This is a genomic window from Rhizobium sp. AC27/96 (genome assembly GCF_001692325.1).
In the GTDB taxonomy this organism is placed as follows: domain Bacteria; phylum Pseudomonadota; class Alphaproteobacteria; order Rhizobiales; family Rhizobiaceae; genus Rhizobium.
The window spans coordinates 64218-90951 of record NZ_LXKN01000046.1; the positions used below are offsets into that span (position 1 = coordinate 64218).

Genomic DNA, 26734 nt, shown 5'->3' on the forward strand with positions numbered 1-26734 from the left:
ATGCCAGTCTAAAATCGCGACGCTTATTTCATCGTCGGCATGACGAATTCGGCACCGTCCTTGATGCCGGACGGCCAGCGGGCGGTGATCGTCTTGGTGCGCGTCCAGAACTTGATCGAATCCGTGCCGTGCTGGTTGAGATCGCCGAAGCTGGAAGCCTTCCAGCCGCCGAAGGAGTGATAGGCGAGCGGAACCGGGATCGGAACGTTGACACCGATCATGCCGATGTTGATGCGCGAGGCGAAGTCGCGGGCGGCATCGCCGTCGCGGGTATAGATGGCGACGCCGTTGCCATATTCGTGCTTCATCGGCAGTTCGAGTGCTTCTTCATAGTTCTTGGCACGCACGACCGACAGAACCGGTCCGAAGATCTCGGTCTTGTAGATATCCATGCTCGGGGTGACGTGGTCGAACAGCGTGCCGCCGACGAAGTAGCCGTCTTCATAGCCCTGCAGCTTGAAGCCGCGGCCGTCGACGACGAGCTTGGCGCCTTCCTCGACGCCACGGTCGATCAGGCCGGTAACGCGGTTGTAGGCATCCTTGGTGACGAGCGGGCCGAGATCGGCCTTGTCGTCGGTATAGGGGCCGATGCGCAGGGATTCGATCTTCGGCACCAGCTTCTCGACGAGACGGTTGGCGGTATCCTCGCCAACAGGCACGGCAACGGAGACCGCCATGCAACGCTCGCCGGCCGAGCCGTAGCCGGCGCCCATCAGGGCGTTGACAGCCTGGTCCATATCGGCATCCGGCATGATGATCATGTGGTTCTTGGCGCCGCCGAAGCACTGAGCGCGCTTGCCGTTCATGGCAGCCGTGCCATAGACGTAGCGGGCGATCGGCGTGGAGCCGACGAAGGAAACGGCAGCGATATCAGGATCGGTCAGGATGGCATCGACGGCGGTCTTGTCGCCGTTGACGACATTGAGGATGCCGGCCGGAAGACCGGCTTCAATCATCAGCTCGGCAAGGCGGAGCGGCACGGAAGGGTCACGCTCGGACGGCTTCAGGATGAAGGCGTTGCCGCAGGCGATCGCAGGCGCAAACATCCACATCGGGATCATGGCCGGGAAATTGAACGGCGTGATGCCGGCGCCGACGCCGACTGCCTGGCGGATGGAATACATGTCGATTGCCGGGCCGGCGCCTTCGGTGAACTCACCCTTGGCGAGATGCGGAATGCCGCAAACGAATTCGCAGACTTCCAGGCCGCGAATGAGGTCGCCCTTGGAATCTTCGACCGTCTTGCCATGCTCCTTGGAAAGCAGGGTCGCGAGTTCATCCATGTTCTGGTTGAGGAGCTCGACGAACTTGAAGAAGACGCGAGCGCGGCGCTGCGGATTGGTGGCGGCCCATTTGGGCTGCGCTGCCTTGGCATTTTCGACGGCGGCGCGGAGTTCCTCGACGCTGGCGAGCGAGACGGTCGCCTGCACTTCGCCGGTTGCCGGATTGTAGACGTTGCTGGTGCGACCGCTGGTGCCGGCGACGTGCTTGCCGCCGATGAAATGACCGATCTGATGCATGGGTGTGCCTCCTCGTTTTCTTGGATGGGTGCAGGATCGCACTTCAATTTGCACAAATCAATGAGCTGTTATAAGCAACCGTTGTGCAAAAATTAAAGCCCCGGATGTGCAAATGGATTGGGACGACGTCCGCATGTTTCTCGCCGTGGCTCGCACGGGGCAGATTCTGGCCGCATCCAAGCGGCTCGGCGTCAACCATGCCACGCTTTCCCGCCGCGTGACGACGCTTGAGGAGCGGCTGAAGACGCGGCTGCTCGTGCGCCGCACCAATGGCTGCGACCTGACAGCAGAGGGCGAAATTTTCCTGCATGCCGCCGAGCGCATGGAAACCGAAATGCTGCGCGCCCAGGCAAGCATTGGCCATCTTGATACCGCCATTACCGGCACGGTGCGCATCGGCGCGCCTGATGGTTTCGGCGTTTCCTTCCTCGCCCCCCGCCTCGGCCGGCTGATCGCCCGTTATCCCGAGCTGCGTATCCAGCTCGTGCCGGTCCCCCGCTCCTTTTCCCTGTCGCAGCGCGAAGCGGATATCGCCATCACGCTGGAGCGCCCCGAGCAAGGCCGGCTCGTCTCATCCAAGCTGACAGACTACACGCTCGGCCTCTATGCCTCGAAAGCCTATCTGGAACAGGCCGGATTGCCTGATAGCGTCGAGGCGCTGAAGCTGCATCCCCGCGTCGGCTATGTCGAAGACCTGATCTTTACCGCCTCGCTGAATTTCTCCGGCGAGATCATGCGCAGCTGGGATGCATCCTTCGAAATTTCCACCGCCATCGGCCAGACGGAAGCCGTTCGCTCCGGCGCCGGCATCGGCATCCTGCACGATTATGTCGCAAGGCAATTTCCGGAACTGACCCGCATCCTGCCCGATATATCGATCAAGCGCGCCTACTGGACCACCTACCACGAAAGCGCCCGCGATCTCGTGCGGGTGCGCACGGTCGCCGATTTCCTGCAGGAGCTGGTCAGCGAAGAACGGCGGATGTTTTTGTGAGGTTGCTCGTCCGGGGCCGACCCTCGTGGTTCGAGGCTTTGCGCCTTCGCTAGTGCTCCGGCATCAAAGCACCTCACCATGAGGGCGGAAAGACTGCTGCGCCCCGAAGGGAAATGCTTGTTGGAGTCCGGATGGGGCGCTGAAGATTAGCCCTCATGGTGAGGTGCGGAGACCCCGAGCTTGTCGAAGGGGCGAAGCCTCGAACCACGAGGGCGGGTGATGAGACGGTAAGCGGCTGCATGTTTCGGCGGCTCGTCATTTTCATCCGGGTTGGGAACGGGAACCTCGTCCGGCAACCTGTCCGGTTCCGGCTCCTCGATTGGCGGCTTCGGCGTCCAGCCGGGCTCCGGCATCGGAGGCGACTCTGGAATAGGCTCGTTGGGTACGGACATGGCCTGATCCTTTCGTCTCGTTGCTGATACCGAGAGAACGATGGGAAGCACGCACAGTTCCAATATAAATGCCGCCTGCGACGAGCTGTCAGCCCCGGAGCTGGACAAAGGGCAGCGGGAGCCTAGTATTTCAGGCAGGGATCAGGGAGCCAGGATCATGAGCGATAAGAAGCAGCCGAAACTCGACGAAAAGCAGCGCAAGGAACAGGACGACTATCTCGAAGAAGCTCTGGAAGAGACTTTTCCGGCAAGCGATCCGATATCGCCCGGACGCGTGGCCAAGAAGCCGGAAGACAAGAAATAGCCGACGCTCGCCGGTGGCGCGCATACTGTTTTCAATAGGCTTCGGGAAGAAATGGTACGGTTGGGGGGTCTCGAACCTCCGACCTCAGGTGCCACAAACCTGCGCTCTAACCAACTGAGCTACAACCGCACATGCTCGCGTCGCCGCGAACGGGGGTGACATACGAGGACTTTAAAACTATTTCAAGTCCTATCTCCCCGCAATGTGAAAAAGCTTCAAAGATATCCAGACAATGATGCGCTCTGACATTCATCGGGCAAAGCGCGTCTGGCCTGCCAAAAGAAAAGTCCCGCCTCCGGGTCTTTCACCTGGGAGCGGGACATATAAGCCTTGGGAGGCTGACCGTTAAAATTAGGCCTTGAAGGAGGACATTGCCTTTTCAGCGGCGTCCTTGGCCGGCTTTGCCAGCTTTTCAGCAACCTTCTTGGTGGTTTCCTGAATGGACTTGGCCTGCTCTACGGTGACTTCTGCCTGCTTGCGGATGAAAGCGGTCTGAAGTTCAAAGAGTTCGGCAACGGACTTGACGCGAAGCAGGGCTTCCATGTGCGCCAGCGAGCTTTCGGCATTGGTGCGCAGAACGTCGATGGCCTTGAGGCCGATCTCGACGGAACCAGCCTGGGCGGTCTGTACGGTTGCTTCAACCGTCTTGCCAGCTTCTTCAGTGGCGGTCTTCAACTTGGCGAAGGCTTCCTTGGACTGGACAGCGCCCTTTTCCGCGAAGTCGCGGAAGGATTCAGAGAGCTTGGACGGATCGAATGCAGCCGTTGAAAAAACGTCGTCTTTCTTTACAGTAGCCATGATTACGCTCCTATATGGGCCCTCTTCGAGGCGCCCTTCGTGAACCTGTGTGAGGCTTATATAATATAAAATATTGTGCAGTGCAACATAATTTTGCAGCGCACAACGCGTTAACCTTTCCGGCCGAAAGATGGGCCCTTCGCTGGACCCGAAAGCAGGGCACGGTTATTAATAAACCGTTAAAACACGAGAGGCGGTCACGCCCGCAAAACAGGTTGGAATATGCCCGCAGTTCAATATCCGTTCATTGACATTGCCGTGCATCCGCGGGTGCGGGAGCGCTTCGCTCGTGGCGAAGCCATGGTCATGTTCTCGACCGGGATGGATCGCGTGCTGTGGGCGAACGGCGCCGGCGCCAACCTCTTCGGCTTTGATGTCATTTACGATTTCCTCGACCAGGGGCCAAAGCCGGGCGATGTGTCGTTCCGCCAGATCGAGGCGACGGCACGCGGACTTGGCGCCGTTGGCGACCAGCGCACCTTCCTCATCCGCATGGCCTCCGGCTTCCAGCGCGCAGTGGTCAATGCGGCGGTCGAGCTCATCCGCATCCAGGCGGGCGAAGAGGCGATCCTGTTCTCATCGCCGGTCTCGGCCAAGCCGATGGCGCCGGCCGAATGCGCCCGGCGCATGATCGACGGCTTCGATGACCCCGATACCCACATGGCAGTCATCGGCCGCGATGGCGAAGTCATCTCCGCCTCCACCCGCTTTGCGACACTCGGCATAACGCCGCAGACGGCGCGGATGCTGACGACCATGGCCGGCGCGCAGCCGGATCGCCTGATCAAGCGGCCGATCCCGACCGGGCGCGGCTATCTGCCGGCCGCCATCGGCAAGCTGGCGGAAATACCTGCATTGCATCTGCTCTTCGTTGTCGAGACCGTGCTCGGCCATCTCGATCCGACGGAAAGCCCGGCCAGTGCGGCGGGCGTTGCCGCGGTTGAACCACAGGCTGAAGAGGCCCGCGCCGAACTCGAGGCAGCGGCAGCCGAAGAAACAGCAAAGCCCGTACTGGCAGCGCCCTTCGGCGACGTCATCGACGCGGTTGCCGGCATCGAGGAATTGGACGAGACACCGGAATATCAGCCAGACGAGCAGCCCGAGGTGGCTCCAGCTGCCGAGGAGACAGCGGAAGATATCCATGCGCTCGCCGTGATGGATGGAGCAAGCCAAGCCGATATCGAGGCTGCGGCTCAAGCCGACGAACAGCACCTGGAAGCGCCTGACCATCGCGAAGATCACGTCGCAGACAGCCAGACCGCCGAAAACCCCGAGCCGGCTCAGCCCGAAGCAACCAGCGCCGAAGACAGCTCCGTCGAAGGCTTTGCCTTCAAGCGCAATGGCCGTGCAACCCGTTTCGTCTGGAAGATCGATGCTGCCGGTCGTTTCAGCGAGGTTTCGCGCGAATTTGCGGATGCTGTGGGACCGCATGCGGCAAAAATAGCCGGTAGCGCCTTTGCCGATATCGCCGCGCGCTTCAATCTCGATCCGGATGGCAAGATCGCCGAACTTCTGGCAAGGCGCGACACCTGGTCGGGTCGCACGATCTATTGGCCGGTCGAAGGCACCAGCCTGATGGTGCCGGTCGATCTGGCGGCTCTGCCGACCTATACACGCAGCCGCGAATTCGATGGCTTCAGAGGCTTCGGCGTCGTTCGCCTGGCGGATGTCATCGAGGATCCGGCGAAGCGCGGCATGTCGCTGGATCTCGAAGGCAACCAGCAGGCCACTGCGCCAGAAGTTGCCGATCAACCCGCAGAGACGGAAGCAACCTCAAACGAGCCGCCGGCGGCGGAGCTGGAAGACCCCGCCGCGATCGAAGAGGCCGAAGGCACGGCGCACGAGGCCGCGGAGGATGTTGGCGCGCCCAATTACGAACCGCCAGCCCTTAATATCGCCGAGACGCCGAACCGCCGGGAAACGGACAAGATCATCCGCCTGCACGAACATCGGACGTTGACGCAGGCAGGCCTTTCGCTGAGCGAGCAGGCCGCCTTCCGCGAAATTGCCCGGCAGCTCGAGCCCTTCGGCAAGCGCACCGAGCCGCCTGTCGAACAGCCCCCGGTCGAGCCGGCCGCAGAGAATGCCGATATTGTACCGCAGGCAAATGCAGCCGATGAGCTCTTTTCCGAGACGCCTGAAACGGCGATCGGAAACGACAACGACAATGTCGAGGCCGACCATGAAAGCACGGCGTCGCTGACCGAGGCTTCCTCGACAGAGGAAGTGGCCGAGCCTATCGAAACGGCAGTGACGGTCGACCACACTCCTCAGCCTGAGACATTGGTCACATCCAGCGAGCCGGAAGAGGATTTCGATCCGCTCGATGCCCTGAGCACAGCCATCCCGCCGCGCGTCAAGATGCGCACCGGCCTGTCAGTCGATATCGTCGACCAGCTGCCGCTCGCCGTCCTCGTTCATGCCGGCGACCGGTTGATCCACGGCAACCCGGAATTCCTGCGGCTGACCGGCTATGAGAATCTGGAGGGTCTCGAACAGGTAGGTGGGCTCGATGCGCTGCTGCAGCGCAACGACCTGGAAGGCAAGACCGAACAGCCGGGCACGATGATGGTCGTGCGCGCCGATGATGCGCTGGTGCCGGTGACCGCACGGCTGCAATCGATCCGCTGGGAAGACGGCACCGCCTTGATGCTGGCGTTGATGCCAGTGGAAAAGGCCGCGCAACCCGCACCGCCGGAGCCGGTATCGGAAGAAGCCCGCCCCGAACGCATTCTCGAGAAGGTCGCCAAGCTGCAGGTGGAGATCGAGGAACTGCGCTCGACGCTGGAAACCGCGACCGATGGCGTCATTATCGTTGGCCAGGACGGCGAGATCCGTTCGATGAACCGCTCGGCAAGCGCGCTCTTCAACTATGACGACCAGGAAATCCGCGGCAAGCCCTTCGTCATGCTGTTTGCCCATGAAAGCCAGAAGGCGGTGCTGGATTATCTCGGCGGTCTTTCCGGCCACGGCGTTGCCAGTGTGCTCAACGATGGCCGCGAAGTGATCGGCCGCGAGGCATCCGGCGGCTTCCTGCCGCTGTTCATGACCATGGGCCAGCTCAACTCCTCCAACGGCTACTGTGCAGTCATCCGCGACATCACGCAGTGGAAGCGGACCGAAGAAGAGCTGCGCAACGCCAAGCGTGCCGCCGAAACCGCCAATGCCCACAAGACCGATTTCCTCGCCCGCGTCAGCCACGAGATCCGCACGCCGCTCAACGCCATCATCGGCTTTTCCGACATGATGGCCGGCGAACGTTTCGGCCCCATCGGCCATTCGCGCTACATCGAATACGCGACCGATATCGGCCGCTCGGGCCGGCATGTGCTCGACATCGTCAACGACCTGCTGGATATCTCCAAGATCGAAGCCGGCGAGATGGATCTGGAGTTCGCATCGGTCGGCCTCAACGAGGCGATCACCGAGGCGGTATCGCTGGTGCAGCCGCAGGCCAACAGCCAGCGCGTGATCATCCGCACCGCGCTTTCGCAGGCCGTGCCAAATGTCGTGGCCGATCTGCGTTCGATCAAGCAGATCGCGCTGAACATCCTCTCGAATGCCATCCGCTTCACGCCGTCTGGCGGCCAGATCGTTGTATCGACGTCCTATGAGGGCAATGGCAGCGTAGTCTTACGCATCAGGGATACCGGCGTCGGCATGACCCGCTCGGAACTCGAACAGGCGATGAAGCCCTTCCGGCAGGTGGCGACCAATGCGCGCAAACGCGGCGACGGCACCGGCCTTGGCCTGCCGCTGACCAAGGCCATGGTCGACGCCAACCGCGCCACCTTCTCGATCAACTCCTCACCCAACGAGGGTACGCTGGTGGAAGTCACCTTCCCTTCGCCGAGGGTGCTGGCGAACTGAGAGAGATCGTCAGCCAGCTATCAGAACCAGAGATCGCGCACGCACCGCCCCTTGGACGGGAGATCTTCGAATGTGTCCAGCCCATCGAAATGATCGATCGGCAGATCGTCAACGAGATCCGGCGGCGCTAAACGAAGATTGACGGCCATGCGCCGTCGGCCATCTTTCTCAAGCCGCAGGCCGCGCCAGCTCAATACATTGGCGCAGGATGGGCAGAACAATATTTCGAGGGACGGTTGTTTTCCCTCGGCGCGGCTATAAGCGGCCGTCTCCCCGGTGACCGCGACACGCTCTCCCTCGAAATCATAGGCCCATAGCGCACCGTAGCGCCGGCAGAGCGTGCAGTTGCAGGCCGTAATCGAACCCGGATCGCCTTCAAGCGTCCAGCCTGTCTTGCCGCAATGACATGAACCGATCAGCATGAGTTGCGCGCTCCCTTCACCGTCTGGCGGAGGTGACATTCTGCCTCAGTCGCTGAGTGTCTGCAAATGGCGCTCTCTTACAGGGGATCGAACCCGTTCTCGCCTGACATCCATCAGCTCAGCCCGCCAGAGCCAGACCACCGTAACGGCTAATTTCGCTCTCAATCTCGGCAATGAGCGTATCCAGCGCGGGGTTTCTCACCTTGCGGCCGCGGCGCACCACATAGGCCAGGGCGGGCGGCGCCGGCAGGCCATGGCTGATGACCTCCATGTCGGGCAGCAGGTGACGGCCGCTCAGAAGCGCCACGCCCAGGCCAGCGCTGACCGCCGCGATAATTCCGGCCGAACTGGTGCATTCGAACACGGTTTCGAGGACAACGCCGTCATCCTGCCCGATATCGAGCGCCCAGCGGCGATAGAAGCATTCATCGTCGAAGGACAGGAACGGTATCGGGCCGTCCGGAGCTAAGGTCAGCTCAGGGTGCTTGACCCAGTGAAGCTGCTCGCGAAAGAGAACGACATCCGTCGGGCGGACCTCATGGGCGAAAACCTGGATGATGGCGGCGTCGAGTTCTCCCTTGTCCAGCATACCTCGCAGAACCAGGCTCATGCGAACCTTGGTGCGCACGGAGACATTTGGATGCAGGCGGCGAAAACGCCCCAATATGCGGGCAAGATCGGTGCAGGTCGTATCCTCGGTCAGACCGAGTGCAACGCGGCCGGCAAGCGAAGTCTTCGACAGGCTCAACAGTGCCTCGTCATGCAGTCCGAGGATGCGCCCGGCATAATCGAGCAGATCCTCCCCTGCCGCGGTGAACATTGACGCTCCAGGCTTGCGGCTCAAGAGATCGCAATCAAGGCTCGTCTCAAGCCGCTTGATCTTGTGGCTGACGGCCGATTGCGACAGTCCCAGGGCTTCAGCGGCGCGGGTGATGCCGCCGTGATGACGGATTGCCCACAAGGCGCGCAGAGCATCGATTTCCAAACGGCGGCTCGTCAATTCGGTCATGGCAAACTTGGCCTCGATGATGGTTTGACAGGCAGAATGCCATGTTGCGGCTATTTCTAGCAAATATTTATGATCTATGAGACTGAGTTGTCATGACATGATCGATATTTGTCATATGCCATCGAGCCGGCGCTCCCCTATGGCTTGATGGTGCAGCATATTCGATCGGGAGCCCGATGACAGACCAATACCTATCCCGGCCAGCGCCGGGTGAACGCCGTTTCCTTTGGCCGTTGCTGGCCGGGCTTCTGATTATCAGCTGGAGCTCCGGCTTCATCGGCATTCGCTATGCCAGCCAGGAGGCAAGCGTCATGCTGGTCCTATTCTGGCGTACGCTTCTTTCGGGTCTGATCCTGCTGCCTTTCGCCCTGGCGATCGGGCCGCGGATGCGAATGCGAGCGATAGGGCAGCAGATGCTGTTCGGCGTGATGTCGGTCTTCCTCTATCTCGGCGGCTTCGCACTGGCGATCGAACAACGCGTGCCGACGGGACTGGTGGCGCTGATCTCCGATCTGCTTCCGCTTGCAATTGCTGCCCTTTCCCAACCTGTTCTCGGAGAACGGTTGAGCCGACGCCAATGGCTGGGAACGGCGATTGCTGTGGCGGGCGTGCTGATCGTCTCGGTGGATAGTCTCAGTTTTGGCGCGGCTCCCATCTGGGCCTATGGCGTGACGGTCGGCTCCATGCTCGTCTTTGCATTCGCCTCGGTCCTGCACAAGCGGCAGCGCACCGGGCACATGCCCGTTCACCAGAGCCTGTGCATCCATACCCTCACGGCTTCGGTGCTGTTCGGCGCCTGCGCCATGATGCAGGGCAGTCTTGCCCCGCCGCTGACATCCGGCTTCGCCATCGGCATTGTCTGGCTGGTTCTGATCGCAACCTTTGTCGCCTATTCGGTCTATTATGCCAGCCTGCGTCTTTTCCCGGTGGCGCAGGTGAGCGCCGCCATCTATCTGAGCCCGCCGGTGACCATGCTCTGGGCCTGGGCCCTGTTTTCAGAACCGCTGACGATGGCGATGTTCGCGGGGCTGGCGGTGACGCTGGTCGGGGTATGGCTGACCTCGCGCAGCTAAAGCATGTCCAGGAAAAGTGCGCAGCGGTTTTCCGTCCGGAATGCGTACAAACAAGGAGATAGAGCGTTTTCGCGATTCGAAGAAAAGCGAAAATGTTCCAAGGCGAAGTTCCCTGCGGCCTCCTTCGCGAACGGCCTAAAGCGGACGCAATCGTATGGCATTGGCCGGCATCCAAAGGACGAAACATCGACGTAGGAGACACACGTGATGAACGAGAGCTGCCCCGTTCTCTCTCCCGACGAGAGACAATATGTCGACATCCAGGGGAGAGCCGAACACGCGATGTTGGCGACGATTTATGCAGCGATCGAGAAGGCACGCCAACAGGCGGCCGACGAGCTGAGTTCCGTTGGATCAGAGCTGACGCCGCCGGCATATGACTATTTTGCCGCCGTCGCCCACCAGAAGCTTTTCCTTCTGTTGTGCGGCGCCGATCCGGAAACGTTCATGGGTGGAAACCCCGATATCGCTGCCCGCATCATCGAAAATGGCCGGAACATATCCGACCATTATTGGGTCGGCAGGGCTGCAAAATCAGACCCTGACGACCCTTCGAACTGATCGCGGAAGCGACCCGGTTATTCGCCGCGCACCTTCGCAGCCTTGCGCGCGGCTCTGGAATTGGGCTTGCCGCTCTTGGGAGGGCCATCGCCCCTGGGAGCACCTTCGCCCCGGGGAGCGCCGTCGTTCTTGGCGAAATTCGGCTTGCCGGCCTTCTTCACCCAAGGCTTCTTGTCGGAACGCTCGGAAACGCCACCTTCGCCGGCCTGCGCCCGTTCCGGCTTGCGATCGGACTTCCACTTCGGCTTGCCGCCCTCCTGCGGGCGGGGACCTCGGTCGGCGAAAGGCTTCTTTTTCTCGAAAGCCCCTTCCCGCCTGCCCTGCGAAAAATCCGGTACGCCGTCGAGCGGCTTCACGCGGATGCCGCGTTCCAGCGTCTTGTCGGGGCCAATGGCGACCAGGAAGCGCTCAGCGCCTTCCTGCGAGAACTCGACGAAGGTTTCTTCCGGCTGCATCTTGATGGCGCCGATGTCGCGCTTGGTCAGATTGCCGTTGCGGCAGAGCATGGGGATCAGCCAGCGCGGCTCGGCATTCTGCTTGCGCCCCACCGAGAGCGACACCCAGACGCCGTCGGTGAAATCATTGCGTCCCGCACCCGGGCCGTCATCGCGAGGCGTAACCGGGAAATCGTCACGGCGAGGTTTCTTGCGCTCGCCTTCGGCCGGCACGTCTTGCAGCTCTTCCGGCGCGGAGTGACGCGCCCGATAGTGACGCAGGAATGCGGCCGCGATCTGCTCTGCGCCGTGGCTTTCCAGCAGCTGCTTTACCAGCGACTCTTCTTCTTCCCGCAGAGGTTCGGCGAAAATCGGATCGGCGAGCAGACGCTCGTCGTCGCGCTCATTGACCTCATCCGCAGACGGCGGCTTTGCCCAGGTGGCGCGCAGGCGAGCGGCCTCCAGCAAGCGTTCGGTGCGGCGGCGTGCGCTGAGCGGCACGATCAGGGCGCTGACGCCCTTGCGGCCGGCACGGCCGGTGCGGCCGCTACGATGCAGCAGCGTTTCCGGATTGGTCGGTATGTCGGCATGAACCACCAGATCGAGGCCCGGCAGGTCGATGCCGCGAGCGGCGACGTCGGTGGCGATGCAGACGCGGGCGCGGCCATCGCGCATGGCCTGCAGCGCATGCGTACGCTCGCTCTGGCTAAGCTCACCCGAGAGAGCCACGACGGAGAAGCCGCGATTGTTGAAGCGTGCCGTCAGATGGTTGACCGCTGCACGGGTCGAGCAGAAGACGATGGCATTCTGCGCTTCGTAGTAGCGCAGGACATTGATGATGGCATTCTCCCTGTCGCTCGGCGTAACGGTCAGGGCGCGATAGTCGATATCGACGTGCTGCTTGGTTTCCGAAGCCGTGGCGATACGGACCGCATCGCGCTGGTAATTTTCGGCAAGCTTGGCAATGGTGCGCGGCACGGTCGCTGAGAACATCAGCGTCCGCCGGTCGGCCGGCGAAGTCTCGAGGATGTATTCGAGATCCTCGCGGAAGCCGAGATCGAGCATTTCGTCGGCCTCATCGAGCACGACAGCCTTCAGTTCGGAAATATCCAGCGAGTTGCGGCGAATATGGTCGCAGAGGCGGCCCGGCGTGCCGACGACAATGTGCGCGCCACGCTCCAGCGCCCGCTTCTCGGTGCGCATGTCCATGCCACCAACGCAGGAGACGATTGTCGCGCCCGTCAGTTCATAGAGCCATTCCAGCTCGCGCTGAACCTGTAGCGCCAGTTCGCGGGTGGGGGCGATAGCCAAAGCCAATGGCGTGCCGGCGCGGCCAAAGCGTTCCGCACCTTCAAGCAGGGTCGGCGCCAGCGCCAGACCGAAGGCAACCGTCTTGCCCGAGCCTGTCTGGGCTGAAACGAGAGCATCCTTGCCGGCCAGGCCGGGATCGAGCATGGCCTTTTGCACCGGCGTCAGCGTTTCATAACCACGCTTTGCCAAAGCCTGGGCAATCGCAGGAACGATGCCTTCGAATTCGGTCATAATTTGTCTTTCGGAATTCTTCGCGCCAAACGGCACGGATCATCGTGGCCCGCACGTCGCAGGCCTCTTCTTCAGGCCTGCACATACTTGCTCGGCAAGCTAATGTACAGAGCACATGCGTATTTGTGCGCGACAGAACGAAAAAAAGGCAGCGAACGACGCTGCCTTTGAGAATGATGCTGCCTAAAGAAAGCTCGAGTCGGTGAACTTCATGTCTCCGGAGCCAGAAGCCGGCTCCAATCCGCTCTAGCTCATGCGAACGGTCTCAAGTTGGCTTTTACCTTTGACCAATCTTTCTTAACGCGGCGTTACCAAACGGGGGTCATCGTTTGCCCATCAGTTTTTGGGGAGGCCTCAGCTCCTGAGCTCTTCCAGCCCGACGAAGAGATCGAGCGCCTCGGGGTTGGCGAGCGCTTCCTTGTTCTTGACCTGGCGACTATGCACCACATCGCGCACCGCAAGCTCGACGATCTTGCCGGACTTGGTGCGCGGAATATCGGCAACCGCGATGATCTTGGCCGGCACATGTCGCGGCGAAGCCCCGGTGCGAATGCGGGTCTTCATCGCCTTGACCAGATCTTCCGTCAGCGAGGCGCCAGCTGCCAGGCGGACGAAGAGCACGACACGGACATCGTCGTCCCAATCCTGGCCGATGCAGAGCGCTTCCAGGACTTCGGGAATCTGCTCGACCTGATTGTAGATTTCGGCGGTACCGATACGCACGCCGCCGGGGTTGAGCGTCGCGTCCGAGCGACCGTGGATGATAAGGCCGCCATGCTCGGTCCAGGCGGCGAAGTCGCCGTGGCACCAGACATTGTCGAAACGCTCGAAATAGGCAGCTTGATATTTCGAGCGCTCCGGATCGTTCCAGAACATGACAGGCATAGAGGGGAAGGCCTTGGTGCAGACCAGCTCACCCTTCTCACCGCGCACCGGCTTTCCTTCATCGTTCCAGACATCGACGGCAAGGCCGAGGCCAGGCCCCTGGATTTCACCACGCCAGACAGGCTGCAGCGGATTGCCGAGCACGAAGCAGGAAACGATATCGGTGCCGCCGGAAATCGAGGCCAGCTGGATATCATCCTTGATGCCTTCATAGACGAAAGTGAAACCCTCAGGCGACAGCGGCGAACCGGTCGAGGTCATCAGCCGCAAGCTTGAAAGGTCATGCGAGGTCTTCGGCGTCAGGCCGCTCTTGTGCACGGCGTCGATATATTTGGCCGAAGTGCCGAACAGCGCGAATTTCTCTTCCTGGGCATAGTCGAACAGGATGTTGCCGTCGGGTGCGAAGGGCGAGCCATCGTAGAGGCAGAGCGTCGCGCCGGCGGCAAGGCCGGTCACCAGCCAGTTCCACATCATCCAGCCGCAAGTGGTGAAGTAGAAGACCTTTTCGCCGGGAACGACGCCGCAATGCAGGCAATGCTCCTTGATGAGCTGCAGCAGTGCGCCGCCCGTCGAATGCACAATGCATTTCGGCACCCCGGTCGTGCCCGAGGAAAACAGGATGAACAGTGGATGAGAGAAGGATACGGGGACAAACTCGACCGGCCTTGCCTCAAAGGGTGCGACAAAAGCATCCAGCGTCCGTGCGCCGGGCGTTGCCGCGACCACCGCATCGGCACTGCCGGCATAGGGTACGACCAAGGTCGGTACGTTCAGGCGCTGCGCGATGGCGCTGACCTTCGTCGTGACGTCCTGAAGCTTGCCGCCATACCAATAGCCGCTGCAGGCAATGAAAAGCTTCGGCTCGATCTGGCCGAACCGATCCATGACGCCCTGTTCGCCGAAATCCGGGGAGCAGGAGGACCAGATCGCTCCGATCGACGTGGCTGCCAGCATGCAGGCAATGGTTTCGGGCATGTTCGGCATCATTGCCGCGACGCGATCTCCCTTGCCGATGCCGAGCGCTCGGTAGGCCTGCTGCAGGCGCGATACGGTCTCGGCCAGCCGATCCCAGGACCAGCGATCGCGCACCTTATCCTCGCCCCAGAACACCAGCGCATCGCCCTTGCCGCTTCTCGACAACAGGTTCTCGGCGAAATTCAGTTCCGCATCGGGAAAGAAACGGGCTTCCAGCATGAGGTCGCCATTAACAAGCGCTCGCTCGCCGCGATGTCCCTTGACGCCACAGAAATCCCACACGGCGGTCCAGAAATTCTCGCGATCGGCGATAGACCAGGCATGCAGGCCGGTGAAATCGGAGATTGACAGGCCGAAACGCCGGTTGCATTCCTGCATGAAGGAAAACATCGGACTCTGACGACGAAATTCTTCCGATGGCGTCCAGAGCAGGTCTTGATCGTGCATGTTTCTCTCCCCCACTTTTCGATCTATATAGCAATGCTGCAGCGCATTATAAAGTCACGGAGTCGTGGGCATTTCCAGTGTGCAATGTTTGCATCCGCCAAACATTTCCTATATCCGGCAACACAGGCAGATCGTCCCTATCAGTTTGAGAGTTTCCACGGGATATGAGAGCGTCGAGAAACAACAAGTGGCGGTTGACGATCCGATCGGCCTCGCGCTGGCTACCTGCCGTCGCCCGTACAACCGGCATCATTCTTCTAACAGTCCTCATTCTCTTTGCTGTCTTCAGAGCGACAGCACCTTTCCTGATCTCCAGCGGCCTGGTGCGCTCCGGCATCGAGAAGGCGCTTTCGGAATGGACGGGATACAGGGCGCAGATCGAAGGCGACCCGACACTCGAATTCTGGCCGACACCACGCGTGACGCTCAACCAGGTCACCATTCGCGAACCGGCAAAAAACGGCAAGGTGCTCGGCCATGTCGACAGTCTCTCGGCGGATTTCTCGCTGCTGTCAGCCATCCGCGGACATGCGCATTTTCATGAATTCCATTTCCTGCGCCCTACCCTCTACATCCGTCGCGACGAGAACGGCCTGATCGACTGGACGAACGAGGGTCGTCTCTCCAAGGCGATCGAGCAGGTGGACGCCTCCTCCGCCAAGGGCGTGTCCATCCCCAAGGAACAAGATGCCGCCATCGGCACGCTGACCATCGAGGATGGCAGCGTCGAGATGACGGACGAGCGCAGCGGCAACCTCTACAAGATGAATGGTGTCAACGCGGACATATCATGGCCGCGGCTGTCCCAACCGATGACGGCCGTCATCCTTGCACGCTTCAACGATCAGGACATCAAGCTGAACTTCGACTCGACGCAGCCGCTGCTGTTCTTTGCCGGCAAGAGCGTGGATGCCAAGACCAGCTTCTCCTCACCCTTGATCAGCTGGGCCTACACGGGAACGACAAGCATATCGGACTTTTCCACGCTATCGGGCAATCTTCAGCTGAGCGTTCCGAACGTCCCGTCCTTCCTGGCGTGGAGCGGGCAACGCCTGCCCGCCGCAGATGCGCTCAAGAACGTGTCGCTCAATGCCGATGTCGCCGCGATCCAGAACGGCCTGCGCTTCGACAATCTCAATTTCAAGGTCAATGATTCCGCGGCTTCCGGCGTCATGGACCTGAACTACACGCCAGCCGGCAAACCGAAAATTTCTGGCACGCTCGCCTTCGACCAGATGAACCTCAATCCGTTCCTGGCCGCCTTCTCCATGCGCCTTGCCGCCGAGACTGCCATCAATGCCATTCTGAACGGCAATCCCCTGCAGCGCCTCGATCTCGACTTGCGCCTCTCGTCCAACAAGGCGGGGCTCGGCCCCTTCCAGTTCGACAATATCGGCGCCAGCCTGCTGGTTTCAGGCGGCAAGGCAAAATTCGATATCGGCGACAGCGGCTTTGAAGGTGGCTCGCTCACCGCGCATCTCGAGGTCGCTCCGGGTGACTTCGACGGCGGCGGCAAGCTGCAGATATCGATCCGCAATGCGGATTTCGGCGGGCTCTTCACCCGGCTGAAGCTGGAAGGGCCACTGCCGTTGACGACATCTGGATCGCTGGATCTTGCCTTGAGCACGACGCGGCCGATCTGGGTGGCAACATTGAGCGACGTTGCGGGCCAGATGCATTTCACCTCGTCCGCAGGGTCTTTCCGTCAATTCGACATCTCGTCCTTCCGGTCGCTCGCCACCGAGAAGGCTTTCTTCCGGATGAGCGACATCGCTGACGCGACCTTCGATTTCGACAGCATCAATATCGATGCGAGCTTTGCTAAGGGTTCGGCCGAAGTGCAGAACGCGGCGATTGCCGGCCGCAACGAGACGATCACGCTGAACGGCGTGGTTCCCTTCCGCACCAATGGTCTGGCGTTATCGGGAGCGATCGAGGCGACCTCGCCTTCCGATGCCGACGAACTGCCGATGCTGCCGTTCTTCCTTGGCGGCAGCTGGCCAAACCCGGTCGTCTCGCCGGTGACGACGCTGCTGCAGAAGCCGATACAGCAGCCGGAGCAATAGGCTTTCCCCGACGCAAGTCACGGCCGCGTCTCAGCCGGCAGCAGCCGCCTGCTCGTCCCTTTGACGCTGCACCTCGCGGCGCTTGGTGACGATCGAGGCGCAAATCACGCCGATGGCGACGACCCCGATCAGGATGGTGCAGATGGCGTTGATCTCCGGCGTCACGCCGAGCTTGACCTGACTGTAGATCAGCATCGGCAGCGTCTTGGCGCCGGCGCCGGACGCGAAGGTTGCAATCACCAGATCGTCGAGCGACAGGGTCAGAGCGAGCACCCAGCCGGAGAATACCGCCGGCGCGATGATCGGCAGAGTAATCTCGAAGAAGGTGCGCACCGGCGGAGCGCCCAGATCCAGCGCCGCTTCCTCGATCGAGCGGTCGAAGGTCAAGAGGCGAGACTGCACGACGACGGCGACGAAGCACATGGTCAGCGTCGTGTGGGCCATGACGATCGTCCAAAAGCCGCGATCGACGCCTGACGTCACGAAGAGCAGCAGCAGCGACAGGCCAGTAATGACGTCGGGCATGACCAGGGGCGCATAGATCATGCCCGAAAACAGGATACGCCCGCGGAAGCGCGTGTAGCGCACCAGGGTCAGCGCCGCCATGGTGCCGAGCACGGTGGCGATGGTTGCCGACAGCAGCGCGATGCGCACCGTCAGCCAGGCAGCGCTCAGCATGGTGTCGTTGCTCAACAGGTGCACGTACCATTGCGTCGAGAAGCCGCCCCAGACGGTGACGAGCCGGGACCGGTTGAAGGAATAAAGGACCAGCAGCAGGATCGGCAGATAGAGGAAGGCCAGACCGAGCGTGACCGAGACGATGTTGAAGCGAGACCAGCGGATCATCTGTTATCTCCCTTTCTCGTCGGCCTTGGCCTGGAAATGCTGGAAGAAGACGATGGGCACCACCAGCACCAGAAGGAGGATGGTCGCCACCGCCGAAGCCAGCGGCCAGTCGGTGTTGCTGTAGAATTCGGTCCAGAGCACCTTGCCGATCATCAGGGTTTCCGAGCCGCCGAGCAGATCGGGAATGACGAATTCGCCGACGGCCGGAATGAAGACCAGCATGCAGCCGGCGATAACGCCTGGAAGCGACAGCGGAAAGGTGACGCGCCAGAAGGCGCCGATCGGCGTGCAGCCGAGATCCTGCGCCGCCTCGATCAGCGTGCCGTCCATTTTCTCCAGCGCGGCATAGAGCGGCAGGATCATGAAAGGCAGATAGGAATAGACCATGCCGATATAGACGGCCGTATTGGTGTTGAGGATGACCAGCGGTTCATGGATGATGCCGAGTGTCATCAGCAGCTGGTTCAAGAGGCCCGTGGTGCTGAGAATCGACATCCAGGAATAGACGCGGATCAGGAAGCTCGTCCAGAACGGCAGGATGACGAGCATGAGCAGCGTGGGACGGATCGTTCGCGGCGCCTGCGCCATGCCGTATGCGATGGGATAGGCGATGATCAGCGTCAGCAAGGTTGAGATACCGGCAATCTGCAGGCTCTGTATATAGGCGTTCATATAGAGCGGATCGCCCGTCAACCATACGTAGTTGTCGAACGACATGGTCTGCAGCTTGTCCCACCAGTCGCCGAAGCTGTCCGTCCAGGTGAATGAGGGATCGTAAGGCGGGACGGAAAGCACCTTCGTCGATAGCGAGATGCGGAAGACGATGAGAAAGGGTGCGAGGAAGAAGATCAGCAGCCAAGCATAAGGAATGACGATGACAAGGCGCTGATAGATGGAGGAACCAAGCGCTCTCATGATCAGTCCTTCAACAATATGCCGGCATTTTCATCGAAGGACACCCAGACGTTCTGGTCATAGGCGAAGGGTTCTTCCACGGCGCGGACCGCGTTCAGCGACGAGGCCTTGAGCACCTGCCCGTTCTTCAGCTTGACGTGGAAGACGGTCATGTCGCCGAGATAAGCGATATCCCAGATTTCACCCTCGGTAGCATTGACTGAGGCATTGGCGGGTGGGCGTGGCGTTACCCTCAGCTTCTCCGGCCGGATGGCGAGGCTGGCGCGACTTCCCGTAGCCGGCGTGTCGCTGGAGGCGGTGCGTAACGTCAGGGCGGAATCGACGGCGATTTCGACAATGCCGGATTGCGTTGAAGTGACGTTGCCGTCGAGTATGTTCACATCGCCGATGAAGTCGGCGACGAAGCGGCAATTGGGCGCCTCATAGATCTCCGCGGGGGTCGCCACCTGCACCACCTTGCCGTGGCTCATGACCGCGATGCGGTCGGCCATGGTCATCGCCTCTTCCTGGTCATGGGTAACGACGACGAAGGTCAGGCCAAGGCTCTGCTGCAGGTCCATGAGCTCGAACTGCGTTTCCTCGCGCAGCTTCTTGTCGAGCGCGCCGAGCGGCTCGTCGAGCAGCAGCACCTTCGGGCGCTTGGCGAGAGAGCGGGCCAAGGCCACGCGCTGGCGCTGGCCGCCGGACAGCTGATTGGGCTTGCGCTTGGCGAATTGCTCCAGCTTGACGAGCTTCAGCATCTGCGCGACGCGATCGTCGATCTCGGCCTTCGGCATGCCATCCTGGCGCAATCCGAAAGCGATATTCTTTTCCACCGACATATGCGGAAAGAGCGCGTAGGACTGGAACATCATGTTGACGGGGCGGCGATAGGGCGGCGTGCCGGCCATGTTCTGGCCATCGAGAACGATTTCACCGGTCGTCGGTTGTTCGAAGCCCGCCAGCATACGCAGCAGCGTGGACTTGCCGCAGCCGGAGGCGCCCAGAAGGGCGAAGAATTCGCGGTTATAGATATCCAGGGAGAGATTGTCGACGGCGGTGAAATCACCGAACTTCTTCGTCACGTTCTTGAAGGAAATGTAAGGCTTGGCCGAAGGATCGGTCCAAGGAGCAAAGGAACGCCGGATATTACCGAGTGACTTCATTATCTATCCCCAAATGGATGCCCGGGCGGGCTTTCCCAGAGCATTTCCGCTTTTCTTCGAATCGCGAAAACGCTCCATCTTTTTGTTTTTCGCATTCCGGACGGAAAACCGCTGCGCACTTTTCCTGGAAATGCTTTAGAGCCGGCTCTTCCCCTTCCCGGCACCCTTTTCGTTCTTACGCTGTCCTCTTAAGGAAAGGCCCGGACGTTGCCGTCCGGGCCTTTTCGAATTATTGGCCGGTGGTGACCTTTGTCCACAAGCGCGTTGCCACGCGCTGCGTTTTCGCATCCCAAGGGGTCAGCGTGTACAGCTTCTCGCGGACCGCATCGGTCGGATAGACAGCCGGATCGTTGAGCACGTCCTTGCTCACGAACTGCTGCGACGCCTTGTTGCCGTTGGCATAGGCAACGAAATCGCTCGCCTTGGCGATGACTTCCGGCCTCATGATATAGTTGAGGAAGATATGCGCCTCTTCGACATGCGGCGCATCGGCGGGGATCGCCATGACGTCGAACCACATCTGTGCGCCCTTGGTCGGGATCGAATAGCTGATGTTGACGCCGTTCTTGGCTTCGGCCGCACGATTACGGGCCTGCAGCACATCGCCTGAATAGCCGAACGCGATGCAGATATCGCCGTTGGCGAGTGCATTGATATATTCAGAGGAGTGAAACTTGCGCACGAAGGGGCGCATCGCCGTCAGGAGCTCCTCGGCCTTCTTGAAATCTTCCGCCTTGGTCGAGTTCGGGTCGAGGCCGAGATAGCGCAGCGCGGCCGGAATGACGTCGGTCGGAGAATCCAGCACGTAGATGCCGCAATCCTTGAACTTGGCGGCGAGTTTCGGATCGAAGATCACGTTGATATCAGGCGCCTCGTCAGTACCGAGGATCTGCTTCACCTTATCGACATTATAGCCGACGCCGCTGGTGCCCCACATATAGTCGATGGCGTATTGGTTGCCGGGATCATAGGTGGCGATGCGCTGCTGCACCGTATCCCACATGTTGGAGATGTTCGGCAGCTTGGATTTGTCGAGCTTCTGGAAGACGCCAGCCTTGATCTGGCGTTGCAGGAAATAGGCCGTCGGCACGACGACGTCATAGCCGGTCTTGCCCGCGAGCAGCTTGGTTTCCAGCGTCTCGTTCTGGTCGAACGTGTCGTAGACGACCTTGATGCCGGTTTCCTTGGTGAAATCCGTCAGGATCGAATTATCGATGTAATCCGACCAGTTATAGATATTGACGACCTTGTCTTCTGCCTGAGCGACCGTCGCCAGCGAAACGACCGCAAAAGCCGTTGCTGCAAGCCGTGCGAACATGGACTTCATAGTCTCTCCTGTTTTGTTCAAGGGTATCGAGGCGACACCCAACCCTCTGTTTTTCCCGTTAGACTAGAAAGGAAATCGGAAAGCGACAAGGGAAAAAGCGCGACTTCGCGCGCTTTCAAGGATTTGCTCAGAAACGATGGAGGACAGTGCTAAGGGTGGCGACAGCAGCCTGCACGCGATTGTGAACTCAATCGCCGCTTCTTTCGTGAATGCGCAAACCAGCTTTGCTAACATCGCGCGGTCTCACTCCTGGAATAGTCCCACGCCTGTTTCGCAGCCCTGCCCAGCGGGCAAACCCAACCCATAATGCAAGGGTGCATCATGCAGTACCAAAAATTCGGCAATACCGGCCTCAGCGTTTCGCGCCTCTGCCTGGGCACGATGACCTTCGGCCTGCAGATCGAGCAGGAAGACACGGCTCATGCCATCCTCGACAAGGCGGCCGATGCCGGCGTCAACTTCATCGACACGGCCGATGTCTACCCGCTCGGCGGCGGCGAGCAGCTTGCCGGCCGCACCGAAGAGATCGTCGGCCGCTGGCTGAAGGGCAAGCGCGACCGCTTCATCGTCGCAACCAAGGCCGTCGGCAAGGTCGGTCCGTCGCCATGGGACCAGGGCGCATCGCGCAAGCATCTGCTCGACGCCATCGACGCCTCACTGCGCCGCCTCGGCACCGATTACGTCGACCTCTACCAGCTCCATTCGGACGACCGCGAAACACCGATCGACGAAACGCTGGAAGCACTCGACATCATCGTGCGCTCGGGCAAGGCCCGCTATGTCGGCGTATCGAATTTTCTCGCTTATCGGTTGGCTTTGGCGCTTGGCCGCGCTGACTTTCTGCGCACGGCCCGTTTCGTCTCGGTGCAGCCGCGCTACAATCTCCTTTTCCGCCAGATCGAGCGCGAATTGCTGCCGCTCGCCGAAGAACAGCGCATCGCCGTCATCCCCTACAACCCAATCGCCGGCGGTCTTCTCACCGGCAAGCACAAGCATGATGTCGCACCGACCGAAGGCCGCTTCAGCTCGCAGCTGCGGGCCGCCGGCAGCAACTACCTGCAGCGCTACTGGCACGAACGCGAGTTCGCGACAATCGAGAAGCTGCGCGGCATTGCCGAAGAGGCCGGCCAGCCACTCGTCAAGCTTGCCGTCGCCTGGGTGGCGGCCAATCCGGTCATTACCTCCGCGATCATCGGTGCGAGCCGGCCGGATCAGCTGACGGATACGCTTGCCGCCATCGATCTCAAGCTAGATCCGGAGCTGAAGGCGAAGCTCGACGATGCCACCGTCGAATATCGCTGGGGCGACGCGGCTCGCTGACGACCGGGAAACCGGCGGTCAATTACCGCCGGCCTTCACGCATAGGTCGGGCGCTTGCCGGCAAACAGCTCCGAATGGCTTTTCAGCAGCCGGGTCATGCGGTCGACCACTGTGCGGATTTCCCGGCGATGACGATCGGCATTGTTCATGACGATCCATTGCCGGTGGCGCAGCGAGGCGATCTCCTCGCCGACCCGCTCCAGCCTCGGCTCCTGATCGCCGACGAAGCAGGGCAGAACCGCAATCCCAGATCCCGCCAGCGCCAGATCGTGAAGCGATCGCGGCCGGCTGACCGTGAAGGCGATCTCTTCATGCTTGTTCTGATGCGGCCAGCGGAGATAGGCGGATATGGCCTCCTCCTCCGCCACCGCGATCCAGCGCTGCGGGCCGGCAAAGCGCATGTTGCGGGCCTGATAAGCGGCATAGGCGACATCGCCGGTCTTGATGGCGGCGAGATTGGTCTCCTCCGGCTCGAAGGCCCGGATGCCGATATCGCTTTCGCGATGAGCCAGGCTGGCGCGGCGCTCGCCGAGGTAAAGGTCGATGCGAAAGCCGTCACGTTCCGAGCAGATCGACGGCATGTTCTGGCTGAGCAACCAGCCGACCCAGGTGCCGGCGGCAATCCGGACGATCGAGCTTCCGTGCGCATCGCGCTGCCAGCTATCGACCTTGCGGGCAGCGGCCTCCATCTCCAGAAGCTGATCGAACAGCGCCTGGCCATCACCCGTCAGCGCGTAACCCGCCTGACTGCGCTCGAAAAGCGGCCGGCCGATCTGTCCTTCCAGCTCCAGCATACGCCGGCCAATCGTCGCCGGGCTCAGGCCGCTTGAGGCGACCGCGCCCGTCAGCCCGCCGCCGCGGGCGACATCCAGAAAGAGCTGATAGGAATCCCATGTGGTGTTTTTCATAATTGAAAAACATAGGGCGAAAACGGCTGTTTATAAAGCAAATTTCCATGCGTAATTGAAGAGATGCCTCACAACAAGGAGACATCCCATGATGGAAAGCTTAGCTTTGGCCAAGGCCCTTGAGATAGAAAGCCGGGCGCGCGAAGAGAAATGGCGTCGAAACGAAGACCTGTTCTACCGCGACAATGCGCGCGATCCTTCGCCATTTGTCCAGTGGCTCGGACGGATGCTTGCCGGCTTGATCTCGCGTCGCAAGGCAACAAAAAAGGCGGACCGGCTGGAGATCAGCCGGTCCGCCTGTGCTAACGATCGTTGCTGCGATCAGGCTGCTTCCTGCCGCGCATAGCCCGCATTGTATCCGGCTTCGATCTTGAACTGCTGGATAAGGCTGAGCAAGGCATCGGCCTCGGTGGCGAGTTCGCGACTTGCCGCCGTGGTCTCTTCGACCATACCGGCATTCTGCTGGGTCATCTGATCCATGTGGTTGACCGAAGCATTCACTTCCTGCAGCGCGCTTGCCTGGTCGTGGCTGGCGCGGGCAATCATTTCCACATGCTGGCTGATCGTGACGATCTGGCTGCTGATCTGTGCGAGCACCGAACCGGCCTCCTGCACGAACTGCGAGCCGGAATTGACCTCCTGCGTCGACTTGTTGATCAGCCCCTTGATTTCCTTGGCGGCGGCGGCGGAGCGCTGTGCTAGTTCGCGCACTTCCATGGCGACGACGGCGAAGCCCTTGCCGGCATCGCCGGCGCGGGCGGCTTCGATACCGGCATTGAGCGCCAGCAGGTTCGTCTGGAAGGCGATCTCGTCGATGACGCCGATGATCTGCTCGATCTTGCGTGACGCATCTTCGATACGTGCCATGGCGTCGATGGCATTGCCGACAACGACGGAACTGTCATCGGCGCTGCGCTTGGCTTCGCGCACGATGGCATCCGCATCCTTGGCGCGCTCGGCCGAGGAGCGGACGGTGACCGTGATCTCGTCGACGGCCGCGGCCGTCTGTTCGAGCGATGCGGCCTGCTGCTCGGTGCGCTTGGAAAGGTTCTCGGCGGAGGCGGCCATCTGGCTGCCATTGCTCTGGATCATCTCGACATTGCCGCGGACCTGGCTCAGCGTCTCCTGCAGGCGTGACAACGAGCTGTTGAAGTCCTGGCGGAGCTGTTCGAGGCGGCCGATGAAAGGCGTCTCGATGGTCGCGGAAATATCACCCTGCGCAAGGCGTTCGAGGCCTGCTGCGAGTTCGCTCACCGCAAAGTCGATCTGGCGGTCGAGCTCGCGCTTTTCGGTATCGTTGCGCTGGCGTTCGTGTTCGGCGGCAGCGCGCTCCTCGTCGCTCTGCTCCTCGATGCGGATCTTCGAGATGGCATTTTCCTTGAAGATGCCGAGCGCCCGCGCCATGTCGCCGATTTCGTCATGACGCTGCTCGCCGGAGATCGAGGTCTCCAGCATGCCATCGGCAATCCGGCGCATGGCGGCGGTGATCTGGCCGATCGGGCGCTGCAGGGTCAGCACCAGCGCGATGCCACCGGCGACCGAGAGGATGATGCCCAGAGCCGTCGCGAGGATTGATATGTAGTTTGCCTGCTCGCGTTCGGTGCCGGCGCTCTGCTTCTGTGTTTCGGCAAAGGCGGTGAGCTGGCCCCAGACCTGATCGAGCTGCTGGCGAGCGGTTGCATATTCGGCGATGCGCTGCGTGATGGTATCGACCAGCTTGCCGCCGGCATCATCCATCGATTTGATCGCCGGGCGGATGGCCGCATCGATGTCGCCGGCAAAATCCATGCTCTTGGCGCTCTGGTTCAGCGTATCGATATCACCGCCGAGCTTGGAGATTTCCTGGCGCAGGCGGACGAGATTGTCCTTGTTGGTATTGGCGTTGAACTCGGCAAGGACGAGCTGGAGCGAATAGACCGAGTCTTCCAGCCGGCGCGTATCCTGCAGAACGGAATTGGTCTGCGCGACGCGGGCGTCGAGCGATACGAAGCTGGTGGTCGCCTGGCGCATCATCTGCGTTGCCGTCAGCTGCGTGTAGGTCGACGTCTGGCGGAAGCGCGAAAGAAGACGGCTGATATTGGCGACGGTATCGTCGGTCGGCACATCCGTGCTTTCGGTGAAGGCGGTCAGATCCTTGATCGTGCCGACCAGCGACTGGACGACGCTTTTCTGGTTCTGCGGCAGAGCCAGATCGATGGAGCGCTGCGCCTTGTTCAGATCCGGGAGCCGGTCCTTGAGGAGCTTGACCTTGTCAGCCGGGGTTGCGGCCTTGTTGAAGTCTTCCGCCACGGAACCCAGCATGTCGCCGCCCTTGAGCAGGCGGTCGGCGGAGCGCAGCGTCGAAGTCGCATCGGCCTGATCCTGCCGCATCTGATCTTCAAGCTGCTGGCTGTTGAAGTCGACGTTGAAGCGGGCGCTGATCAGCGCTCTCTGCGCATCGTCGATCGTCTTGCGAAATGCGAGTTCCTGCTCATGCAGCGTCCACAGTGTACCAACGAGAGTGGCGGTGTCGGCGGTCTTGGCGGTCGCTTCGGTCAGATTGTCGCGGCCATCCGCATCCGCGCCGAGCTGGCCGAGCGTCGCGTTGAGCACGCCCTGCTGGGACTTGATGTCCTCATAGAGCTTGTCGCGCTGTTGCGTATTGGTAATGCGCAGGAAGTCATCCATGGAGGCATAGAGGTTCTTGAAGCCGGTCAGCGATTGCAGCACGCTGTTGGAGATTTCCATGCGCCCCTGCAGAAGGCCGGAGGCATAGAGCCCGGTAAGGCCGACGGCGGAAATGCTGATGACGAAGGGCAGGACGAATATGAGAACCTTCGTCTTGATCTTGAAACGCGATAATATTTTATCAATGAACATAGTGGCCCAGACCTCTCACACACCGCTCCCCCGTCGACGCCGACTCGGCGCTGACCGGATGTATAACCATCATCCTTGAAAATATTCGCAGGCGGGGTTCCCGAGTCATAACGGGAAGCAAT

At 60.9% G+C, this 26734-nt stretch carries 21 protein-coding genes and 1 tRNA gene; 8 read left to right on the top strand and 14 right to left on the bottom strand.

Features of this window, described 5'->3' with window-relative positions; genetic code table 11:
• Positions 1-23 precede the first annotated feature (23 nt).
• On the bottom strand, positions 24-1520 hold the full coding sequence (locus A6U86_RS25710; RefSeq protein ID WP_068396989.1) for a CoA-acylating methylmalonate-semialdehyde dehydrogenase: 1497 nt from the start codon (positions 1518-1520) through the stop codon (positions 24-26).
• A gap of 112 nt (positions 1521-1632) precedes the next feature.
• On the opposite strand from A6U86_RS25710, the gene A6U86_RS25715 reads away from it, so the two are divergent.
• Complete coding sequence (locus A6U86_RS25715) at positions 1633-2514, top strand: LysR family transcriptional regulator (protein ID WP_068396991.1); 882 nt, start codon at positions 1633-1635, stop codon at positions 2512-2514.
• 146 nt (positions 2515-2660) lie between these two features.
• Here the strand turns inward: A6U86_RS25715 and A6U86_RS25720 are convergent, their stop codons facing one another.
• Complete coding sequence (locus A6U86_RS25720; protein WP_068396994.1) at positions 2661-2906, bottom strand: hypothetical protein; 246 nt, start codon at positions 2904-2906, stop codon at positions 2661-2663.
• Positions 2907-3063: 157 nt separating this feature from the next.
• On the opposite strand from A6U86_RS25720, the gene A6U86_RS35690 reads away from it, so the two are divergent.
• Entirely contained in the window at positions 3064-3210 is a 147-nt protein-coding gene (locus A6U86_RS35690) for a hypothetical protein (RefSeq protein ID WP_169055369.1), read from the top strand.
• 52 nt (positions 3211-3262) lie between these two features.
• On the opposite strand, the gene A6U86_RS25725 is transcribed toward A6U86_RS35690, so the two are convergent.
• Together A6U86_RS25725 and A6U86_RS25730 are read right to left on the bottom strand one after the other, a co-directional pair.
• A tRNA-His gene (locus A6U86_RS25725) sits at positions 3263-3339 on the bottom strand.
• 222 nt (positions 3340-3561) lie between these two features.
• Complete coding sequence (locus A6U86_RS25730) at positions 3562-4008, bottom strand: phasin (protein WP_068396997.1); 447 nt, start codon at positions 4006-4008, stop codon at positions 3562-3564.
• A gap of 222 nt (positions 4009-4230) precedes the next feature.
• Here A6U86_RS25730 and A6U86_RS25735 point away from each other — a divergent pair, with 222 nt between their 5' ends.
• Positions 4231-7878, top strand: a complete 3648-nt coding sequence (locus A6U86_RS25735) for an ATP-binding protein (protein WP_068397001.1) — start codon at positions 4231-4233, stop codon at positions 7876-7878.
• 20 nt (positions 7879-7898) lie between these two features.
• On the opposite strand, the gene A6U86_RS25740 is transcribed toward A6U86_RS25735, so the two are convergent.
• The gene (locus A6U86_RS25740) at positions 7899-8300 is read right to left on the bottom strand and encodes a GFA family protein (protein ID WP_068397890.1); all 402 of its coding nucleotides are present in this window, start codon (positions 8298-8300) and stop codon (positions 7899-7901) included.
• A gap of 118 nt (positions 8301-8418) precedes the next feature.
• Positions 8419-9309, bottom strand: coding sequence for a LysR family transcriptional regulator (locus tag A6U86_RS25745; protein ID WP_068397005.1), 891 nt, complete (start codon positions 9307-9309; stop codon positions 8419-8421).
• 176 nt (positions 9310-9485) lie between these two features.
• Between A6U86_RS25745 and A6U86_RS25750 the strand changes: the two genes are divergently transcribed.
• Both A6U86_RS25750 and A6U86_RS25755 read left to right on the top strand, forming a co-directional pair.
• Positions 9486-10382 carry a DMT family transporter gene (locus A6U86_RS25750; RefSeq protein ID WP_068397008.1) on the top strand — a complete coding sequence of 299 codons (897 nt, stop codon included), beginning with the start codon at positions 9486-9488 and terminating at the stop codon, positions 10380-10382.
• Between the two features lie 207 nt (positions 10383-10589).
• Positions 10590-10943 carry a hypothetical protein gene (locus A6U86_RS25755; RefSeq protein WP_068397011.1) on the top strand — a complete coding sequence of 118 codons (354 nt, stop codon included), beginning with the start codon at positions 10590-10592 and terminating at the stop codon, positions 10941-10943.
• Positions 10944-10960: 17 nt separating this feature from the next.
• Here A6U86_RS25755 and A6U86_RS25760 read toward each other — a convergent pair whose 3' ends face one another.
• Positions 10961-12919, bottom strand: a complete 1959-nt coding sequence (locus A6U86_RS25760) for a DEAD/DEAH box helicase (RefSeq protein WP_068397014.1) — start codon at positions 12917-12919, stop codon at positions 10961-10963.
• Positions 12920-13273: 354 nt separating this feature from the next.
• Positions 13274-15226, bottom strand: coding sequence for an acetoacetate--CoA ligase (locus A6U86_RS25765; protein ID WP_068397017.1), 1953 nt, complete (start codon positions 15224-15226; stop codon positions 13274-13276).
• Positions 15227-15390: 164 nt separating this feature from the next.
• Here A6U86_RS25765 and A6U86_RS25770 point away from each other — a divergent pair, with 164 nt between their 5' ends.
• The gene (locus A6U86_RS25770) at positions 15391-17292 is read left to right on the top strand and encodes an AsmA family protein (RefSeq protein WP_068397020.1); all 1902 of its coding nucleotides are present in this window, start codon (positions 15391-15393) and stop codon (positions 17290-17292) included.
• A 30-nt stretch (positions 17293-17322) separates the two neighbouring features.
• Here A6U86_RS25770 and A6U86_RS25775 read toward each other — a convergent pair whose 3' ends face one another.
• From A6U86_RS25775 to A6U86_RS25790, 4 genes are all read right to left on the bottom strand, one after another.
• A complete protein-coding gene (locus A6U86_RS25775) occupies positions 17323-18138 on the bottom strand; it encodes an ABC transporter permease subunit (protein WP_068397023.1) in 816 nt (271 codons plus the stop codon).
• A gap of 3 nt (positions 18139-18141) precedes the next feature.
• Entirely contained in the window at positions 18142-19053 is a 912-nt protein-coding gene (locus tag A6U86_RS25780; RefSeq protein WP_068397026.1) for an ABC transporter permease subunit, read from the bottom strand.
• A gap of 2 nt (positions 19054-19055) precedes the next feature.
• A complete protein-coding gene (locus A6U86_RS25785) occupies positions 19056-20198 on the bottom strand; it encodes an ABC transporter ATP-binding protein (protein ID WP_068397029.1) in 1143 nt (380 codons plus the stop codon).
• A 229-nt stretch (positions 20199-20427) separates the two neighbouring features.
• Positions 20428-21516 carry a polyamine ABC transporter substrate-binding protein gene (locus tag A6U86_RS25790; RefSeq protein ID WP_234906161.1) on the bottom strand — a complete coding sequence of 363 codons (1089 nt, stop codon included), beginning with the start codon at positions 21514-21516 and terminating at the stop codon, positions 20428-20430.
• Between the two features lie 330 nt (positions 21517-21846).
• Here A6U86_RS25790 and A6U86_RS25795 point away from each other — a divergent pair, with 330 nt between their 5' ends.
• A complete protein-coding gene (locus tag A6U86_RS25795; protein WP_068397035.1) occupies positions 21847-22845 on the top strand; it encodes an aldo/keto reductase in 999 nt (332 codons plus the stop codon).
• A gap of 35 nt (positions 22846-22880) precedes the next feature.
• Here A6U86_RS25795 and A6U86_RS25800 read toward each other — a convergent pair whose 3' ends face one another.
• Positions 22881-23753 (bottom strand): LysR family transcriptional regulator, encoded by an 873-nt coding sequence (locus A6U86_RS25800; RefSeq protein WP_068397038.1) that lies wholly within the window; start codon positions 23751-23753, stop codon positions 22881-22883.
• Positions 23754-23859: 106 nt separating this feature from the next.
• Between A6U86_RS25800 and A6U86_RS25805 the strand changes: the two genes are divergently transcribed.
• Entirely contained in the window at positions 23860-24099 is a 240-nt protein-coding gene (locus A6U86_RS25805; protein WP_141683816.1) for a hypothetical protein, read from the top strand.
• On the opposite strand, the gene A6U86_RS25810 is transcribed toward A6U86_RS25805, so the two are convergent.
• Positions 24075-26612 carry a methyl-accepting chemotaxis protein gene (locus A6U86_RS25810; protein ID WP_068397044.1) on the bottom strand — a complete coding sequence of 846 codons (2538 nt, stop codon included), beginning with the start codon at positions 26610-26612 and terminating at the stop codon, positions 24075-24077. The genes A6U86_RS25805 and A6U86_RS25810 overlap by 25 nt on opposite strands.
• Positions 26613-26734: the final 122 nt, after the last annotated feature.